Source organism: Halorubrum ejinorense (genome assembly GCF_039522565.1).
Taxonomy (GTDB): domain Archaea; phylum Halobacteriota; class Halobacteria; order Halobacteriales; family Haloferacaceae; genus Halorubrum; species Halorubrum ejinorense.
This window is the reverse complement of the sequence record NZ_BAAADQ010000013.1, coordinates 104555-123039: the sequence shown is the minus strand read 5'-3', so window position 1 is coordinate 123039 and position 18485 is coordinate 104555. Positions and strand designations below refer to the sequence as shown.

Sequence of the window (18485 nt, the reverse complement as noted above, 5' to 3'; positions counted from 1 at the left end):
GATGAACTCACCGGCCACGTTTCTCGAGGAACACGGCGAGAAGTTCTTCCTCGGGGTGTACTTCGTCATCATGGTCGCCGTCGCCGGGCCGCTGTTCCTGACGCTCGGGGAGGCGTGGATCGCGTCCGACGTGTTCCGGCCGCTGATACTCTCGTTGGACCCCCTGTTGTCGATCTCACTCGAACAGTTCTCGGCGGCCGTCTTCGGGATCTATCTCGGGCTGCTGCTGCTCATGACGATCGACCCGAAAAAGCGAGTTCAGGGGGCGCTCCTCTGGATCGGGACCGGGTCTGCCCTCATCGGACTGCTCTCGATCGGACTGTTCATTCCGAACATCGACTTCACCGCGAACGTCGCATGGCTCGGTGCGGGCCTCGTCGGTGGCGCCGTCGTCGGCGGCGGCAAACAACTCATGGAGGTTCGGACCACTTCGGCGCTCGAATTCCGTCGGTCTGCGAGTATCCTGTTTTATTTGATCAGCGCCATCATCGTCGTCGGACTCGTCGAGTTCCACGTCAACTTCCCGCAGTTCATCGACCCGTCTGGCGGCACGGTAGAGATCATCGCACCCGAACCGACGGTCTCGGTCGCGTGGAGCGGACTCACCACGAACGCCCTGATGGCTGGGGTGTTCGTCGTCACGCTTCGCCGGTTCGTTACGTACGACTCTTCGGAGAACTTCTTCGTGCTCGGGCCACCGGGGTCGGGTAAATCGCTGTTTCTCGTCGGGAAGTATTTTGCCGCGCTCGACGATGCGGTCGACAGGAAAAGCGACACGCCGTTGAACCCCAGCGGCGATCTGATGGAACTCGTCGGGAGGCTCGACGCCGCGACCAAAAGCGCCGGCTGGGAGCTCGACTCGACTGGTGCGACAGACATCGAGGATCTTCAGTTCCGATTCGTCAACGGTCGGGTCTTTCCGAAGAACATCGAACTGTCGAGTCTCGACTACGCCGGCGAGTACCTTGAGGAGCTTCCCGGCGCGCTCATGAGCCCCGAGTCGGAGATCGACAACTCGACGGTCCAACTCCTCTCGGAGCGCGTCCGCGCGGCGAACACGCTCATTCTGGTGATCGATGTCGAGCGGTACCACAACAACGAGCCGCTGGGTATCGAGCCGTACTTCGACATTCTCGACACCGCCGACAACAAGGACGTCCTCCTCGTGGCGACGAAGTCAGACATCCTGGCACAGCAGTTCGAGGACGAACAGGCGCTCGACCCGCACCAGTACTTCGACGACTTCCGCCAGTACGTGAACGACACGCTGGTTGAGAACAACCAAGCGGTCCGGACGCTGGTGCAGGACACTTCCGGCTCGGAGATCCATCCGGTGTACTACGAGACGACGGTGAACGACGCCGGCGAACGCGTGCCGATGCGCGACCGGAACGGGAACGTGATGACGGTCGGCTTCGAGGAACTGCTGGAGAAACTGGGGTGATCACGCATGTCAACGCTACGCATCTACGACACGAAAGGAAACGCGTACTCCCCCGACGGCACCGCGACGGGGACGAACGAACAGATCAAGGACCTGTTTTACGGCGGGGTACGGCTCGCGATCCGTTCCGACCACAGGCAAGAGCTGAGCCTGTTCTTCCGCGCCCGAGAGACGCGGAACGCCCGGACAGAGCAGTTCTACGCCGTCTACTCTGTGGACAACTCGACCGCGCCGCTCCGGGACCTCATCGACGATCTCACGACGCGCATCGAGTCCGAATGGGGGTACACGATCGACGACTCCTCGGACGAGATGAAGGTGTACCGCGAACTCAAACGCGGTAACACGGCGCTCCCCGGAGACAGCCAAGAACAGGACGTCCTCTCCGAACTCGTTGCCTCTCGCAGCTCGGTGACCGTCGGCGTTTCGGACGAGCGTAACGCCATCGGCCTCCTCAGTGAGTACCTCGGCGAGTTCGACCAGGCGGCGATCGCCGACTCGACGGACGCAGATGTCCTCTCGACGTTTGACCTCGTCGTCACTCCGGGCGGCCACCGCGGTATCACGCCTTTAGCAGAGACGGAAGCACGGTGGGAGTCGACGGCCGGGTCGCTCCGCGACAAGCACATCAAACAGGAGATCACGTCGATACGCGAATCGGTGGAGACGCTCTCCCGGGAGCACGGCCTCTCGAACGACGAGATCCGGAGCCGCGTCCAGAGTAGTGTCCCGGCCCTGAAAACCCCTGTAACCGGCGCCAACCTCGGCTCGACAGCGAGCGGATCTGACGACGACTATCTCGTTCCTCCGAAAGTCGGTCTGTACATCGCTGTCGGCGCTGTCGTCTTGATCGTCCTCTTCGCCGCAATGACTGTCGGTCCTCAGTTGTTAGGTTCTCTTGGAGTTGTGGATGGTGGGGGCGGTCAAACGCCTTCACAGGCGAACGTAGCCGGTGCGCTCGTCGATAACACGACAAACGAGCAGATCAGCACTTCTACCGGCAACATTTCTATCGAACTCCGCAACGAGACCGGTGTCACACTGGAGGAAGCAACGCAACCGAGGTATAACTTCACTGTCAGCGAAACGAGACTGTCGAATTTGACGCTTGCCGTAGCCGCAGACGGCTATCAGAACCGGACCGTAACGCTCTCGCCGGAGTCTCGTGGGGGCAATATCTCGCTCACCCCTGCCGCATCAGAGGGTGACAGTTCCACGCGCTCCCGCGTCGAAGGAGGCGTACGTGACGCGACGGCCGACGCGTACGTCTCGGTAACGGTCTCGCTTACCGGTGACGAGAGATTTGAGACGACTACCGGCGATTTCGGAAGCTACAGCTTCGACGATGTCCCGGCCGGTGAATACAACCTTTCGGTCAACGCTGACGGGTACGTTCCGGAAAGCCGCACGGTCGACGTGAACGGGATGACGACACAGGTTGATACCATTGGATTGGAACAGACTGCTTCCCTGTCCGTGTACTTTAACGCTTCAGACACCGCTGGCGGCGTTTCTGGCGCCGATGTCTACCTAAGAAACAACGCGACTGGAAATGCCATTCCCCCCGCTAATCCCGCTGAAACTAACGAGGACGGTTGGTATAACACAACCGGCCTCGAGGCCGGTGTCTACGACATCGAGTTCAGAGGCGGCGAGTACGAAAATATCAATGAAAATGGAATCACGTTGGAGCCGGGGCAGGCTCGCATCGTTCGGGTTACAGTGACGCGTCAAGAGTAACCGCCCCAGTGCGTTCGTTTCCGACGACGGCTCGGCCCCGTTGAACCGGTAGCCGGATTCCGTGTCGCTTCGGACGACGTACCTCTGACTGCCGGACTCTCCTTGCTTCTCATCGAATGTGAATTCGACGGCACTTAATATAGAACTTCCAAACGGACGGAGAGAGTCTCTGTCGGCGGTCGCTGAGTTTCCGCACGTAACGTCCCCGATACGAAGGCTCCCGCAAGTCTGTGCTCCTGAGCCGAAGTTGACACGTCCAAGTCTTTCGTGTGAAGCCATTCGGGGCTGTGGATACCGAGCTGAACGCCAGTTCAAGTCTTTCACCACAGCGCCGCCATCACGTCCACACCGACCATCCACAGCTGTCGCGCCACGATCTTGAGGTCGTACGCGAACGACTGCTCGCGGACGTACTGGAGATCGTACCGAAGCTTCGCCTGGGGATCAACGCTGCTCGCATCGTTGATCTGCGCGAGCCCGGTCAGGCCCGGCTTGACGAACCATCGCTTACGCCACGTCTCGGCTTCGTCCTCGAGGAGGTGTTCCTCCTCAGTCCAGACCGCCCGCGGCCCGACGACGCTCATGTCGCCGCGGAGAATCGACCACAGCTGCGGGATCTCGTCGAGATGCGTCTGGCGGAGCACGCGTCCGACTCGCGTGATCCGGTCGTTTTCGTCGTCCTCAATCGGCGTCGTCGACTCGCCTTCGGGCGTCATCGACCGGAACTTGAAGATCGGGAACGTCTCCCCGAACACCGCCGTGCGCTCCTGTCGGTACAACACCGGGCCGCGGTCTTCGAGCTTGACCGCAAGCGCGATGACGGCGATCACCGGCGACAACGCGAACAGCCCTGTCACCGAGAAGGCGATATCGAAGCCACGCTTGAACAGGTAGTCTTGGATGTCCCACGGCTCGATCTCGACGTCGACGAGCGACGCGTTCGGGTCCGGCGCGTCGGTCAACACCGTGTCCGCGTGCGCCGGGTGGACTTTCGCCGCCACGCCGTGTTCGTAACAGGCGTCGAGCGCGCCGAAGAACTCCGCCCGGTCCGGCTCGTCGAACGCCAACACGACCGTGTCGACATCCTGCGTGACGAGGATGTCCTCCAGCCGGGAGAGCCCGCCGAGCCGGTGGAGACCGACCGATCGGTGTCCGCCGTCCGCGGCGCGAGCGACGCCGGGCGCCGCGGTGTCGTGGTCGTCGGCGACCCCTCGATCGTCCGTCAGCGCGTGGACCGTCGTCGGGCAGAGGTACCCCCGCAACGGGAGCTCGGCACTCCTCGCGATCTCGGCGATCTGGGTCGGGTCGTCCCCGACGATGATCGCCCGCTCGCTGCGCGCCTCGGGCCGCCGCAGCCAGATGAACCACGCTGGCAACACGACCAACAACAGCGGTGTGATCAACACGAGCGTCAGCCGCGGTACCTTGTAGCTGTAATCGAAGTAGCCGATGGTCGCCAGCGCGAACACGGCCACGAAGGTGCGCTTGTGCGCGAGCGCGACGATGTCGAGGATCCGCCGCGGCCGCGGCTTATATAACGGGACGAACGCCCCGGTCACCACCGCGGCCGTCAGCGCGACCTCGATGAGGAACTCCGCGCCCGCCGGCGGGTCGGTGGGGAGCCGACCGAGCACCGGCAGCGTCGCCGCGGCCGCTTGTACAGCGCCGTTGTTGACGAGTACCACGGCGAGCGCGGCCAGTGCGACGACCCCGCCCACACTCGCGACGCGATACCCCCAGCCGGTGTCCATTGTCCCATAGTGTCAGTCGTATCGTGTTAAATATCGTGTTTGTCGTCCGCCCGTCTTGGCGTTCGATACGCTCGCCTCACCCGCTTTGGGCTCTCGGCACGTCGTTGTCGGGTTCGATCCGACCGCTCGCGCCGGCCGTCGACCGAAACCGCTAATCGGCGCCCCCGACAGATGACAGCCAATGCCCTCGCCCGAGGAGACGACCGCCACCACCCGTTCGTTCCTCGCGGATCACCCGGAGGCCACCGACGCGCTCGCTGCGCTCGTCGACCGCGACGGCGACGGCGAGCCGTGGACCTTCGACGAGATCGGTCTCGACTCTGGCCAGTTCGGCGAGCTCGTCGCCCGCGATCTCGCGGAGTCAGTCGCCGACGGCTACCGGCTCGTCAACCCCGACGCGATCCGCGCCGGCCTCGAGGCTGGACCCGCTGACGGGGCCGCCGACAGCGAGTCAGGTGTGACCGCTGAGCCCGGTCGCGGCGGTTCGACTCCTGATGACGACGATGCCAGTGGTCTCGGGATCGCACAACTCCTCGGTGGTGGCGACGCTGACGCACTCTCCCTCGCTGGCCTGATCGGGACGCTGCTCGCGGTCGCCGGCGCGCGCCTCGTGGCCGCGCCCGCCGTGTTTCAGCGGGGGTTCGTTGTCTCACCGGCCAACGACACCTACTTCTTCCGCTACTGGCAGGAACGACTCGCCGCCCGTGCCGACGGTATCCTCGATCTGGGGCTGTTCGCGGACATGGGCGGAGCCGCGAGCACGCGCCCGCTCGCCCATGCGACAAACTGGTGGGTCACTGTCCTGTTCGGCGGTGTCGACGCCGCGCCCGCGGTCGCCGCGTGGCTCCCGGTCGTCGCATCCGTCGCGTTGGGGTATCTCGTCTACCGACTCGCGCGGCTGCTCACTGGCGACGTGCGCGTCGCGCTCGCGGCGGTGTTGTTCTACGGGCTTGCGCCCGCCAACGTCGTGTACACCTCCGTCGGTTTCCTCGATCATCAGGCCCACCAGTACCTGTGGCTCGGCCTGCTCGTCGTCACGCTGACCGCACTCGGGACGGACATCGCACGGCGAACCACGAAAGATGCGCAGACGGCCGCCCGAGCACACGCACGCGACGCGAGAATGTGGCTCGTTGCGCTCGCGCTCGCCGTCGCCGTGACCGCCTCCGCCCACACCTACGGCGGCTCGCCGCTCACGTTCGTCCCGGTCGCGGCCGTCGTCGGCCTCCGTGTCGCGCTCGACGTGCGCCACGACATCTCGCCGGCCGTCGCCAACGCGCCGCTGCTCGGCGGACTCGGACTCGGTGCCGCGGGGGCGCTCGCCGCACACCTCGCGTTGGGGTGGCACGAGTCGATCGCCGCGGTCACGCCCGTCCTCGTCGCGGGCGGTGCGGTCGTCGTCGTCGGCCTTGGCGAGCTGTGGCGCCGCGTCTCGCTGCCGCCACTCGGCCTCGTCGCGGTCGATGCTGTCGTCGCCGTCGGTGGGTTCGTCGCCTACGCGCGCCTGCGACCAGGCGATATCGAGCGCCTCCAGACGCGCGCGGACGACCTGTTCTTCCGCGAGGGGATCTCCGAGACAGCCTCGCTGTTCAGTCCGGATTTCGCGGTGGTGTTCGGCCCGCTGCTTCAGCTCGGCCTCGGCTTCTACTTCGCGGTTGCGGTCCTCGCGGTCGCGACGTGGGCGGTCGCCCGCCGCTACGAACCCGGCTGGCTCGTCGTGGTTTGTTTCGCGTGGTACTACACGCTGCTCGCGACGATTCAGGTCCGGTTCGCCGGCCAGTTGGCGATCATGATCGCCCCGTTCGCGGGGATCGGACTTGTCTACCTCTTGTCGGCGATCGACATCGCGCGGCCTGTCGCCGTCGTGGGTCGGTCCGCTGGTTCCGACTCCCCGTCGCCTCGCACTCGACGGGAGGACACGACAGCCATGGAGGGAGAAATCACGTCGCTCGCGCTCCCGGACAGCACTCGAGTGCGCGGCTATCTCGTCGCGACGATCGCCGTCGTGTTGCTGTTCAACCTCCTGCTCGTTCCGTCGCTCGTCGGGCAGACGACTCACGACCGCGCGCAGTTCGACGCCGCGCTCACGATCGATTCGCACGCCGACGAGGTTGACCGCGAATACCCGCAGAACTTCGTGTTGAGCCAATGGGGCGACAATCGCATGTACAACTACTTCGTGAACGGCGAGTCACAGGGGTACGGCTACGCTCGGAGCAATCACGATCAGTTCCTCGCGTCGCCTGATCCGGACGACTGGTACGATCAGTTCCGAGGCCGGGTCGGTTACGTTGTCGTCACCGAACGCGAGGGCGCACCGGCGAACACCACCTATACGGCGCTTCACGAGGGGCTGGGTCTCGGAGCCAATGACACGGCCGCGACCGGCCATTACCAACTGCTCGCGAGCGACGACGGCGTCCGCACGTTTGCGGTCGTCCCTGGGGCGACGATTCAGGTGTCGGACCCGAGCGGTGAGCAGGTGACCGCGACGACGACGGTGACGGTCGGTGCGGATGGCGACGGCGCAACGTACGAATACGCACGCGGCGCACCGGTCACGAACGGGACGGCGACGATTCGCGTCGCACATCCTGGCGAGTATCAGGTGGGGAATCGCACCGTGACGGTGACTGATAGTGATGTCTTCGCGGGCAATCGGACGACGATCCCGCCCGCGTAGGTGATCCTCCCGGATTCGCTATCAGCTCAAAAGGAGGAACCGTCGCTCATAGCAGAATGGAGCCAGACGGACCCAGACGACCGGACGTCCCCTACCGCCAGCGTGACTGCCCGGTCGCGTGGGTCCGTGGGGCCCTGTTGGAACATGTCAACCTCGGCTTGTACCTGTTTCGGTCGAGAGACTTTTTGATGACTCGCTAGTTTATACCTCACATCTCCTCGCTCCAAGTGTCTCGAAATCGAAAACCGGTGCCTCAGAGCCTGAAACGTCTATGAGAGGCGTTCACACACTCCGACGATCGACACAAAGTACTTATACTGACCGCCTCAATCATCGTCCGCAGCCCCTACCCCACAATGCGACACGATCGCGAGTAATCCGCGTCGAGTCCGGCCGTATCACGCCGAGGCGTTGGTTGACGACGAACGGGCGACGCAGGCGAGGACAAAGCAGACTGTCGCGACGCAGAACACAACAACACACAATGACAAACGACAATACCACACGCAAGAAGGCCAGCTCGGTCTTCTTTGCGGCGGTTATGGTCATCTCCATGGTCGCTGTTGGCTTCGCTGCCGCTCCGGCGGCTGCGGTCAATAGCGGCGACACGGTGTCACTTGATGACCAGCTGCTCAATTCGGATGGTACAGTAACGGTCGGTACAAGTAATAATGGCGGCGGATCGTTCGACGGTTCGGTTCTCATCACGTACGACAACAGTGATGGAAACCGCGTTCTTGTTGGCGCCCAGGACGTGAGTTCTGACGGTAACAAGGATGTCACCGTTGAGGACACGGGCGGCTTCCCCGGTGAGCACGAGGCACACCTTTCAACCGCTTCCGTTAGCGGGCTTGAAACAGGCTTCGGTGAAGAGGTTACGCAGAATGACTTCAACACCGTTGTGGACAGCAATACTGGGTACGTCGGCGACCGTGGTGACCGCGCACTGAGCTCGGGTAGCACGTTCTGGCAGGGTCAGGAACTCGGCTTCGAGGTCGCTGACTCCCAGGGTATCGACGAAGTTCAGGTTCGTACCGTCGACGACGACGATAACATCGGCACGCTCGTCGACGAGTTCTCCCTTGAGGGAGCCAACAGCGACTTCGGTGTCCTTGACACGGCGGGTCTCGATACCGGCGAATACGTTGTTGTCAACGCAGCAAACACTTCCGAAGCGCTGAACTTCGACGGTGACGGGCTTTCCAGCACGAACAGCACTGGGACCTCGAACAGCTTCGAGGTCACGACGCAGAGCCTCACTACTGAGTTCGTCGACGACTCGGTCGCGAGCGGTGACGAGACCGACCTCGACATCGACTCCAACCGCGCAAGCTACGAGATTGACGTGAGCGCGGACGGTGACCTCGATGACGACGAACTCCAGACCATCTTCAACACGAGCGACTTCGGTACCATCTCCGGTGTCGACGACGACGACGAGATCACTGTCCAGGTGGAGACCGACGGTGAACTCGCCACTGACTTCACCGACATCGAAGAGGGTACCTACGACTTCACTTTCGCCGTCGCTGACTCGACGGCCGAGGACACCGCCTCGATCGAAGTGACCCAGGAAGAGGACGGCGAACTCGGTCTCGGTGACTCTGTCGCTGTCGACCAGGGTGGCATTGCGTCCATCATGGTCACGCTCGACAACACCGACACGGGCACGCTCGTGATCGGCAACGAGGAAGACGACGGCTACCAGGCCAACGTGACGATCGAAGACGACGAGGACGACGAAGTTGAAGTCCTCTTCAACACGTACGCGGCTGGCTCCGGTGCCGCCAACGCTGAGGTCGTCTCCACGACGGACGACGACGCGACTGTCACTCTCGACGGCGAGTCGAGCCTGACCGACATCCTCGATTCGGGCACGTACGACCTCGCGGTCGGCCCGAACACCAACAATTCCGGCGTCGTTCGCTACGACGAGACTCTCGAAAACCCGGACACCATCTCTTCGCTGTCCATTCAGGACCGCGGCGAGACCGGCCTCGCTCTCTGGCGTACCAGCGAGAGCGTCCAGGAAGATGTCACTGAAGAGCTGAACGACGAGAACGAGAGCGCGACGGTCAGCCTGATCAACAGCGCTGTTGAGGGCGACTTGGTCACGCAGACCGACACGCTCGCGATCGACGCTGACGGATCCAGCAGCGACGTGCTGGTCCACCAGCTTACGGCCCCTGGTCTTCAGGGCGCCCTCGCGAACGCCAGCGGTGGCGACATCGACGACGTTGAGACCACCACTGCGTTCTACGACTACTTGAGTACGAACAACAGTCAGTACGAGTCGAACGACGACGCGATCGCGGCAGATTCGGACCGGCTTGAGGCCGTCTTCGAGCTTCAGAACCCCGGTGCGAACGAGCCGAGTACCTCGATTGATCTGAACGAGGACATTAGCGACTCGACCGCGTTCTCGAACGTCTTCACGGTTGTCTACGACGACGCGTCGAGCAACTACTACATCGTCACGGATGTCGATGCCCTCAACGAGGAGGTCAGCGAGGACATCGAGGACGGTGACGAGTACGAGGTTCAGTTCAACGTGCAGGACGCACGTCTCCTGGACCTTCTCGAAGAGGATGACGGAGACGCCGTCGAAGAAGCGTACCTCGAGAACTCGGCTACGTTCTCGGCTACTGAAGCCGAGGGCGAGTTCGATAACGAGGACGCCATCGAAGTGACGAACGCCGAAGAGCAGACCATCACGGGTACGACGAACGTCGCGCCCGGGACGGAGTTCAACGTGCGCGTCCGCAGTGACGACGACGCCTCGACGAGCTTCATCATCAACGACGAGGACGTCGCCGTGTCGGCCGACGGCACGTTCTCGGCGACCTTCGACCTCAGCGACGCCGCAGTGAACGACACGTTCACCGCTGAGGTCCGTCAGGCTGCCTTCACGGCTGAGTCCGACGGCACGGTTGTTGAGCAGGTCTCGGATGCCGAGGCGGCCTTCGAGGTCTCCGAGCTCAACCCGCAGGACGTGACCGCGACGGTCGGCGACGCGCTGACCATCACGGCCACGGTCGAGAACACCGGCGACGCTGAGGGCACTCAGACTGTCGAGTTCCGCGTTGGCGGTAACGCGGTCGCCAGTCAGGACGTGACCCTCGAAGCCGGCGGTAGCACCACCGTCGAGTTCGCGGACGTCGACACGTCCGGTCTCGACGCTGGCGAGTACGAGCACGGCGTCTTCACTGACGACGACAGCCAGACGGCCACGCTCACCCTCGAAGACGGTGGCGACGGCTCTGACGGGTCTGACGGTTCCGACGGCTCCGACGGTTCCGACGGTAGTGACGGTTCCGACGGTAGTGACGGTTCCGACGGCTCCGACGGGTCTGACGGCTCCGACGGCTCCGATGGCTCTGACGGCTCCTCCGGCGAGACCGACGACGGCACGCCCGGCTTCGGTGCCCTCGTCGCGCTCGTCGCGCTCATCGCCGCTGCGCTGCTCGCGACCCGCCGCAACGACTAACGTCGCTGCCGCGGACGCGACTCGCAGTTCCTAACTATCGGCCCTCGCGGGCCGATCCACACGCGGTCTTTCTTTATCGCGCCTCGACCAACCAGCGACGGCGACCGGTCGAGATATTGCTCGAACAGATAGCTACTTGCGTCGAACGGGTGATCCCCGGACTGCCGACGACGCCGCTCCGGGGCATATCATGGTTCGGATCCTGACTTGGCATCACTCCGACTCCCGGACGTGTCGTCGGCTACGCGCTCTGTGGCGGGAGGGCGTGGACTGAGGGTCAGAGAAACTCGTTCAGACGGAACTGAGAGTGGCACAGAGCCGGAGCCCCCGCTCGACGAAGACAGTCGAACTCCGGGGACTCGTCGTTGACAGCAACCGCGACTACGACCGTCGGGAAAAACGCCGGGCGGCCGAAAATCCTACTCGTCGTCCCGCTCGACGACGACGGTCCGCCCGGTCAGCGACTCGGGCGAGAAGCGGTAGAGCGCGATGTCGAGGTCCGGCTTGTCGTCGGCCCAGATCTCGAAGAGGGGGCGGCGGGCCTCGCCGTACTGCGCGATCGTTTCGGGCGTGAGTTCGTCGAGGTCGACCTCGTTCAGCGTTCCGACGCCGATCACGCTGGCGTACTCGTCGTCCTCGTCTTCGTACACCACGATCCGGGCCTCCGGCGTCGATCCGAGGAACGCGCGCTTCTCGCTGTCGGGCGTCGACACCAGCCGGAGGTACAGCTCGCGGTCGTCCGCGTCGTAGCCGTAGGAGACGGGGATCGCGTACGGCGCGTCGTCGCGAGCGAGCGACAGGACGCCGGTCTCGTGTTCTGAGAGGAGCGCGTCCACCTCGGCGGGTGACATCTCGACCTCGCTGTTCGTCGGCATATCCGACACTCGTCGCACGGCGGCATAAAGGGCACGAGACGACGCGATCGGCGACGCGGCCGGCTCAGTGGGCCGTCGCGGCCCCACCGATGTCCTCCTCGGTGACCGGCGCCCCGCAGATGACACAGCCCGTCTCGAGCAGCGTCGCCCGCATCGCGTCGTCCACCTCGATCGAGCGCCGACACTCCGGACACATGAAGGTGTGTGTCGATGGGGGCGTCATGGCTGTGCGTACGACACCCACGCCCATCAAACGAGACTCGGATTCTCGCGGCTTCGGAACGCGGTCAATCGAGCAGCGAGCCGAGCAGCTTCCGCTGGGCGGCCGCGACGTGCTCCGTGAACGTCGACCGACCGATGCCCAGCGACTCGGCCACCTCGCCGGCGTTGGCGCCTTTCGGGTGATCGAAGTAGCCCGCCTCGTAGGCGGCCGCGAGGACCTCGCGCTGGCGCTCCGTCAACTCGCTCCGGTCGACGGTGACCAGATCCGACTCCGTCGGGGTCGTCGTCGACTGGAGTAAGCGCTTCACCTCCATGTCCGGACACGACTCTTGGAACGCCTCCAACACCGATCGCAGCGTCGGGAGGTCGCTCGCGTGGAAAGTGATGAGCAGCCGCCCGTCGCGGATCACCGCCTCCGATATCGGCGTCTCGTAGCGGTCGAGCACGACGAACGGCGAGTCCGGGTCGACGGTCGCCTCGAACCGGTAGGCCGCCCGCCCGCCGTAGTCGAAGACGACCTCCACTCCGTCGGGAACCGACAAGTCGCCGTCCGCGATGAACTCCACGACGACCCGTTCGGCGTCGCCGGCCGGCGTACAGCGCGCGACGCTCGTGACCGGCGTCGCGCCGTCGACGACGCCGTCGAACGGAGCCGGTGCCCCGGTCGGCAGCGAGACCTCCGCCCTGATGCCGGATCCCATCTCGTTCGTCCGTGCCCGCCCGCGGGCAAAAACGTTGACGGGGGCGCGTCGCGGTATAAAACACCCCGCATATGGTGGGGCACTGTTCGGGGGCGTGGAGCCGGTACGTACAGATATGAAACGCACTCCACGCGCGAACGGCACCGCGGCGACGGACGACGAGGCGACGCTCGACGCGACGTTCGAGGCGCTCGCCGACGCCGACTGCCGCGCGATCCTCTCGGCCGCGGGGACGCCGAAGACGACGAGCGAACTCGCCGAGGACTGCGACATCGCCCTCTCGACGGCCTACCGGAAGGTCGAACTGCTGAGCGACACGCCGCTGCTCGCCGAAGGCGTTCGGTTCGACCCGGACGGCGACCACGCGGCCGAGTACGTCCGCGACGCCGCCGACGCCGCGATCGAAGTCGGCGACGACGGCGTCTCCGTCACCGTCGAGGGCGAAGACGCCGACCCGCTGGCCGCCGCGTTCGACGCGCCCGGCGTCTCGGCGGACTGAGGCGACTCCGGGCCGGTTCGGGACACGTTCTCTCCCCGTCATTTTTCGAGCCTGATAATCGAACGGTCAAGGTTATACAGCCGTTCGTGAAGGATCCGCGTATGTCTCGCTCGCCGGAACCAGAGACTCTCATCGATCTCGCGCAAGACAAAATCGCGGTGATCGACGAGACGGGGCGGTTCCGGTATCTCAACGCGGCGACCGAAGCGCTGCTCGGGTTCGACCCCGGCTCGCTCGTCGGCACCGACGCGTTCGAGCTGGTTCACCCGGAAGACGTCGACCGCGTCAGGGAACTCTTCGAGGCCGCCGTTCGCAGCGACGTTCGGCCGGACGGGCCGCTCGAGTATCGCTACGCGACCGCCGACGGCGACTGGCTGTGGCTCCGGACGCGCGTGTACCCGCCGTCGGAGACCGGCATCGACGGCTACGCGCTGAGCTCCCGCGACGTCACGCTCGAGGTCGAGTCCCGACGGCGGCTGGAGACGATCGCTTCCACCTCGCCGGACGTGCTGTGGATGTTCGCCGCCGACTGGAGCGAACTGCTGTTCGTCAACGAGGCGACGAAGCCGGTGTTCGGGATCGACCGCGAAGCGCTGCGCGAGCGGCCGCAGGGGTTCCTCGAGGTCGTTCACCCGGACGACCGTCCGGCGGTCAAGGACGCGATGCAGCGGCTCTCGTGCGGCGAGTCGACGAACCTCGACTACCGGATCGGCGCTCCCGACGAGGGAATCCGCTGGGTACGGGTGCCGGGCCGCCCGGTCGTCGAAGACGAGGAGGTCGTCGCGGTCACCGGCTTCGCCCGCGACGTCACCGACGAGTACCAGCGGAAGCGCCAGCTCACGGTGATGGACAACCTGTTGCGCCACACGATCCGCAACGACATGAACATCGTCGACGGCACCGCAGAGCAGATCGCGACGCGCGCGGACGACGCGCTCCGGGCGCCGGAGTCGTGGAGCGAGGACGCCGCCGAACTCGCCGCCGACCTCATCGACCACGCGGAGACGATCCGACGCGTCGCGGACGACCTGTTGACCTCGGCCGAGAAGCAACGCGGCGTGATCGACCTCCTCCGACGGACGGAACCGCCGAAGCCGCTCCGAGTCGCGTCGCTCGTCGAGACCGCGGTCGACAACGCGCTCGCCGACTGCGACGCCGCGGCCGCGGAGGTGTCCGTCCGCTGTCCCGACGACCTCCAGGCGTTCACGCACCCCGAGTTGGACTACGCGATCGCGGAGCTCGTCGAGAACGCGATCGAACACGCGGAGCAGGCCCCGCGGGTCGCGGTCGAGGTCACCGCCCCGTCCGAGCGCGTCGAGATCACCGTCCGAGACAACGCGCCGCCGATACCCGCCGACGAGCGCAACCCGATCACCGACCGCTGGGAGATGGACGACCTGACGCACACCGACGGGATGGGGCTGTGGCTCGTCTACTGGATCGCCGACCGCTCGGGCGGCGATCTGACGTTCGACGCCGACGCCGACGGGAACGAGGTGACGCTCAGCGTGCCGGACGCCGACAGCGACTCGACGCCGCCGGCGGGGACGCGCGGCCCGCGCCGGGGCGCCGCGAGGGGGTCGCCTCCGGCCGAGTCGGACGGCGGTGCGCCGGCCGCCGACTCCGATCCCACCCCGGACCGAGAGGGCGGTGACGACGCCGCCCCCTACGGCGCCGCACGTGATTTGCCGTCGGGATCGACGGACCCCTGACCGAAACCCGATCGATCGTTCACCGTTGACTCCGATTTCGAAGAACCTCCCACCGATCTTAAGCCGTCGCTTCGCCTACCTCCGCGTTGATGGGTACGCTCAACGAGCTGTTCGACCCGGACCGGGTCGCCGTGGTCGGCGCGACCGCCCGTGAGGGCGCTGTCGGCCGCGCCGTCACGTCGAATCTCCTCGACGACTTCGACGGCGACACGATCCCCGTCAATCCGAACTACGACGAGGTGCTCGACACGCCCTGCGTCGACGGCGTCGCCGACGCGGACGCCGACGTGGCGGTCATCGTCGTCCCCCCCTCGATCGTGTTAGACGCCATCGAGGCGTGCGGCGAGGCCGGGGTCCGTAACGTCGTCGTGATCACCGCCGGGTTCGGCGAGACGGGAGAGGACGGAGCGGCGAGGGAGCGTCACCTCGCGGAGCTAGCCGACGAGTACGACCTGAACCTCGTCGGCCCAAACAGCCTCGGCATCATGTCGACGCCCTCGGGGATGAACGCCACGTTCGGCCCCGAGAACGCGCTTCCCGGCGGGCTCTCCTTCATGAGCCAGTCCGGGGCGTTCGTCACCGCGGTCCTCGACTGGGCCAACGACAACGGGATCGGGTTCAAAGACGTCGTCTCGCTCGGCAACAAGGCCGTCTTAGACGAGACGGACTTCGTCGACCACTGGGGCGACGACGAGGAGACCGACGTGATCATCGGCTACCTCGAGGGGATCGAGGACGGCCGCGAGTTCATCGACACCGCCCGCAAGACGACCCAAGACACGCCGATCGTCGCCGTGAAGTCTGGGCGGACGAGCGCCGGCGCGCAGGCCGCCTCCTCGCACACCGGGACGCTCGCCGGCTCCGACAAGGCGTACGAGGCCGGGCTCGACCAGGCCGGCGTCATCCGCGCCGAGTCGGTCGACGAGCTGTTCGACGCGGCCGGCATCCTCGGGAGCCAGCCGCTGCCCGACACCGACAGCGTCGCCATCGTCACGAACGCCGGCGGCCCGGGCGTGATGGCGACCGACGCGGTCGGCGACGCCGACCTCGACATGGCGTCGTTCACGGCCGAGACGACCGACCGGCTCGCTGAGTCGATGCCCGAGGAGGCGAACATCCACAACCCGGTCGACGTGATCGGCGACGCCGACGTCGAGCGGTTCCGCGAGGCGCTCGAGATCACCGTCACCGACGACAACGTCGGCGCCGCGCTGGTGCTGGCCGCGCCGACGGCGACGATCGACTTCGCCGATCTGGCCGACGCCATCGAGGCGGTCAGCGAGGAGATGGACGCGCCCGTGGCCGCCTGTCTGATGGGCGGCGACCGGACGCGGGAACCGAAACAGCAGCTTCAGGCGCGCGGGATCCCCTGTTATTTCGACCCCGCGCGCGCCATCGACAGCCTCGCGACGCTGGCGGAGTACCGCGACATCAAGGAGCGCGAGTACGCCCCGGCGATGTCGTTCGACGTCGACCGCGAGCGCGCCCACGAGATCCTCGCCAGCGTGCGCGACCGCGACGATAATCGGTTGGGCGTCGAGGCGATGGAACTGCTCGACGCCTACGGCATTCCGACCCCCGACGGCGAGATCGTCGACTCGCCCGAGCGCGCCCGCGAGGTCGCCGAGGGCGTTTCCGGCGACGTGGTGATGAAGATCGTCTCGCCGGACATCCTGCATAAGTCCGACATCGGCGGCGTCGCCGTCGGCGTGAGCGACGACGACGTGGCCGACACCTACGAGGACCTGATCACCCGCGCGCGAAACTACCAGCCGGACGCGACGGTCCTCGGCGTTCAGGTACAGGAGATGGTCGACCTCGACGACGGCGTCGAGACGATCGTCGGCATGAACCGCGACCCGCAGTTCGGCCCGCTGCTGATGTTCGGGCTGGGCGGCATCTTCGTGGAGGTGATGGAAGACACCACCTTCCGCGTCGCGCCCGTCTCCGAACCGGAGGCCCGCGAGATGACCGAGGAGATCCAGTCGGCGCCGCTGTTGCGCGGCGCCCGCGGCCGCGACCCCGTCGACGTCGACGCCGTGATCGAGACGATCGGCCGGCTCTCGCAGTTGGTCACCGACTTCCCGGCCATCCTCGAACTCGACATCAACCCCCTCGTCGCACTGCCCGACGACGACGGCGGCACGAACGCCGCCGCCGTCGACGTGAGACTCACCGTCGATCCGGAGGAACTCGACTCCCCGGCGGCCGACCCGGAGCACGACCCGACCCCGCTCGACGCGGAGGAACCCACCAATGACTGACACACCCACCACACTCGTCACCGCGACCGGAGACAGCACCGGAAAGACAGCGATCACCGTCGCCTTGGCGCGGCTCGCCGCCGACCGCGGCCGCAGCGTCGGCTACATGAAACCGAAGGGCACCCGCCTCCAGTCGAACGTCGGCAAGACGCTCGATCAGGACCCGATGCTGGCCCGCGAGGTGCTCGATTTGGACACCGAGATGCACCAGATGGAGCCCGTCGTCTACTCGCCGACGTTCGTCCAAGGTGCGATCCGCGGCACCGAAGACGCCGACGCCCTGAGCGAGCGGGTCCGCGAGGAGTACGACGGGATCGCGGCCGACCACGACCAGGTGTTCGTCGAGGGCGGCGGCCGCTGGACCACCGGCGGCGTCGTCGACCTCACCGACGTCGACGTGGCGGAGCTGCTCGACGCGCGCGTCGTCCTCGTGGCCGAGTACGGCTCGCCGAACGACCTAGACGAGGTGCTGGCGGCCGCGGACGCGTTCGGCGACCGCCTCGCGGGCGTCGTGTTCAACAAGGTCACCGACGACGCCTTCGAGTCGCTCGATCAGGACGGCATTCCGTTCCTCGAATCGCGCGGCATCTCCGTCTTCGGCGCGGTCCCCCACGAGAAGGAGCTCGCGGGCGTCACGGTCGGCGAACTCGCCGACGAACTCGGCGCCGAACTGCTCACCGACGCGCCGACCGACGCGTTCGTCGAGCGGTTCCTCGTCGGCGCGATGGGCGGCGACGAGGCCCTCCGGTACTTCCGGCGCGCCCGCGACGCGGCCGTCATCACCGGCGGGGACCGCGCGGACGTTCAGACCGCCGCCCTCGAGGCGTCCGGCGTCGCCTGTCTCGTGCTCACCGGCGGCCACCGCCCCTCGGGCGCGGTGCTGGGCAAGGCCGCGGACGCCGGCAAGCCCGTGCTGGCGGTGAACACGGACACGGTCACGGCCATCGACCGCGCCGAGGAGGTCGTCCGCGGCGGGCGCACCCGAGACGTCCGCACGGTCGACCGGATGGCCGAACTGCTGGGCGACCACGTCGACGTCGACGCGCTCCTCTGAGCGGGCCGTCACCCCCTTCCGTTTCGCCCGCGACTCGTGATCGTCTGACGTAC

At 65.9% G+C, this 18485-nt stretch carries 12 protein-coding genes; 8 read left to right on the top strand and 4 right to left on the bottom strand.

From position 1 onward, the window contains the following. Position 1 precedes the first annotated feature (1 nt). The gene (locus ABDZ89_RS11405) at positions 2–1444 is read left to right on the top strand and encodes a hypothetical protein (protein WP_343779144.1); all 1443 of its coding nucleotides are present in this window, start codon (positions 2–4) and stop codon (positions 1442–1444) included. 6 nt (positions 1445–1450) lie between these two features. Beyond that, positions 1451–3184, top strand: a complete 1734-nt coding sequence (locus ABDZ89_RS11400) for a carboxypeptidase regulatory-like domain-containing protein (RefSeq protein ID WP_343779142.1) — start codon at positions 1451–1453, stop codon at positions 3182–3184. 320 nt (positions 3185–3504) lie between these two features. Here the strand turns inward: ABDZ89_RS11400 and ABDZ89_RS11395 are convergent, their stop codons facing one another. Further along, positions 3505–4935, bottom strand: a complete 1431-nt coding sequence (locus ABDZ89_RS11395) for a sugar transferase (protein WP_343779140.1) — start codon at positions 4933–4935, stop codon at positions 3505–3507. Positions 4936–5116: 181 nt separating this feature from the next. Between ABDZ89_RS11395 and ABDZ89_RS11390 the strand changes: the two genes are divergently transcribed. Both ABDZ89_RS11390 and ABDZ89_RS11385 read left to right on the top strand, forming a co-directional pair. Then, positions 5117–7618, top strand: a complete 2502-nt coding sequence (locus ABDZ89_RS11390; RefSeq protein ID WP_343779138.1) for a hypothetical protein — start codon at positions 5117–5119, stop codon at positions 7616–7618. A gap of 484 nt (positions 7619–8102) precedes the next feature. Continuing rightward, positions 8103–11105, top strand: a complete 3003-nt coding sequence (locus tag ABDZ89_RS11385; RefSeq protein ID WP_343779136.1) for a DUF7827 domain-containing protein — start codon at positions 8103–8105, stop codon at positions 11103–11105. A 419-nt stretch (positions 11106–11524) separates the two neighbouring features. Here ABDZ89_RS11385 and ABDZ89_RS11380 read toward each other — a convergent pair whose 3' ends face one another. The 3 genes from ABDZ89_RS11380 to ABDZ89_RS11370 form a co-directional block, all read right to left on the bottom strand. Beyond that, a complete protein-coding gene (locus tag ABDZ89_RS11380) occupies positions 11525–11980 on the bottom strand; it encodes a pyridoxamine 5'-phosphate oxidase family protein (RefSeq protein WP_343779135.1) in 456 nt (151 codons plus the stop codon). A 64-nt stretch (positions 11981–12044) separates the two neighbouring features. Then, a complete protein-coding gene (locus tag ABDZ89_RS11375; protein WP_343779134.1) occupies positions 12045–12203 on the bottom strand; it encodes a DUF7560 family zinc ribbon protein in 159 nt (52 codons plus the stop codon). Between the two features lie 64 nt (positions 12204–12267). Continuing rightward, positions 12268–12903, bottom strand: coding sequence for a helix-turn-helix domain-containing protein (locus ABDZ89_RS11370; protein WP_343779133.1), 636 nt, complete (start codon positions 12901–12903; stop codon positions 12268–12270). Between the two features lie 115 nt (positions 12904–13018). Between ABDZ89_RS11370 and ABDZ89_RS11365 the strand changes: the two genes are divergently transcribed. The 4 genes from ABDZ89_RS11365 to ABDZ89_RS11350 all read left to right on the top strand — a co-directional run bounded on the left by ABDZ89_RS11365 (position 13019) and on the right by ABDZ89_RS11350 (position 18432). Then, positions 13019–13402, top strand: coding sequence for a helix-turn-helix domain-containing protein (locus ABDZ89_RS11365; RefSeq protein WP_343779131.1), 384 nt, complete (start codon positions 13019–13021; stop codon positions 13400–13402). Positions 13403–13503: 101 nt separating this feature from the next. Beyond that, positions 13504–15114, top strand: coding sequence for a PAS domain-containing sensor histidine kinase (locus ABDZ89_RS11360; RefSeq protein WP_343779130.1), 1611 nt, complete (start codon positions 13504–13506; stop codon positions 15112–15114). An 89-nt stretch (positions 15115–15203) separates the two neighbouring features. Then, positions 15204–17378 carry an acetate--CoA ligase family protein gene (locus ABDZ89_RS11355; protein WP_343779128.1) on the top strand — a complete coding sequence of 725 codons (2175 nt, stop codon included), beginning with the start codon at positions 15204–15206 and terminating at the stop codon, positions 17376–17378. Further along, positions 17371–18432: a phosphotransacetylase family protein gene (locus tag ABDZ89_RS11350; protein WP_343779127.1), complete on the top strand. Its 1062-nt coding sequence runs from the start codon at positions 17371–17373 to the stop codon at positions 18430–18432. The genes ABDZ89_RS11355 and ABDZ89_RS11350 overlap by 8 nt, the downstream gene beginning before the upstream one ends. Positions 18433–18485 lie beyond the last annotated feature (53 nt).

Bases quoted from the DNA above. Each gene is read 5' to 3' on its own strand.
- ABDZ89_RS11370 (WP_343779133.1), bottom strand. From the start codon at position 12,903: ATGGGATCCGGCATCAGGGCGGAGGTCTCGCTGCCGACCGGGGCACCG.
- ABDZ89_RS11385 (WP_343779136.1), top strand. From the start codon at position 8,103: ATGACAAACGACAATACCACACGCAAGAAGGCCAGCTCGGTCTTCTTT.
- ABDZ89_RS11355 (WP_343779128.1), top strand. From the start codon at position 15,204: ATGGGTACGCTCAACGAGCTGTTCGACCCGGACCGGGTCGCCGTGGTC.
- ABDZ89_RS11390 (WP_343779138.1), top strand. From the start codon at position 5,117: ATGCCCTCGCCCGAGGAGACGACCGCCACCACCCGTTCGTTCCTCGCG.
- ABDZ89_RS11400 (WP_343779142.1), top strand. From the start codon at position 1,451: ATGTCAACGCTACGCATCTACGACACGAAAGGAAACGCGTACTCCCCC.
- ABDZ89_RS11375 (WP_343779134.1), bottom strand. From the start codon at position 12,203: ATGACGCCCCCATCGACACACACCTTCATGTGTCCGGAGTGTCGGCGC.
- ABDZ89_RS11380 (WP_343779135.1), bottom strand. From the start codon at position 11,980: ATGCCGACGAACAGCGAGGTCGAGATGTCACCCGCCGAGGTGGACGCG.
- ABDZ89_RS11405 (WP_343779144.1), top strand. From the start codon at position 2: ATGAACTCACCGGCCACGTTTCTCGAGGAACACGGCGAGAAGTTCTTC.
- ABDZ89_RS11360 (WP_343779130.1), top strand. From the start codon at position 13,504: ATGTCTCGCTCGCCGGAACCAGAGACTCTCATCGATCTCGCGCAAGAC.
- ABDZ89_RS11350 (WP_343779127.1), top strand. From the start codon at position 17,371: ATGACTGACACACCCACCACACTCGTCACCGCGACCGGAGACAGCACC.
- ABDZ89_RS11365 (WP_343779131.1), top strand. From the start codon at position 13,019: ATGAAACGCACTCCACGCGCGAACGGCACCGCGGCGACGGACGACGAG.
- ABDZ89_RS11395 (WP_343779140.1), bottom strand. From the start codon at position 4,935: ATGGACACCGGCTGGGGGTATCGCGTCGCGAGTGTGGGCGGGGTCGTC.